1 pseudogene is annotated in these 361 nt (G+C 60.1%); it reads left to right on the top strand.

Features of this window, described 5'->3' with window-relative positions:
• Positions 1-41: 41 nt before the first annotated feature.
• Positions 42-361 (top strand): annotated as a pseudogene (locus AC0L3D_RS37015) (hypothetical protein); the annotation flags it as partial.

A 361-nucleotide genomic window follows, 5' to 3' on the forward strand; every position in this document is an offset into this window, starting at 1 on the left:
GATAATTTGCCCATGACCGCGCTCTGAGAGTCTCATCCAGATTGTCGCGCAGGTCTCTCCCAGATCGCCGCGCTATATGCCACGCTGTCGACGCTGCCGGCCGTGTCGTCATGTCTCGTGCGCTGCGGCGCAAAGATGTGCTGGCATTCTTCGAGCGTCTACCGTCGTGCCTGATCGGCATGGAAGCATGCGGCTCGGCTCATCATTGGGCTCGCGAACTGGCAAGTTTTGGCCATGACGTGCGGCTGATCCCGCCAGCGTATCTGAAGGCCTATGTGCGTCGCCAGAAGATGGGATGGTTGCCGCCCTCCCCAGACGGCATCGCAATGTGCCAAGGTCGTGGTGTTCAACGCCACATGAA

It is taken from the genome of Mesorhizobium sp. WSM4837, assembly GCF_055811435.1.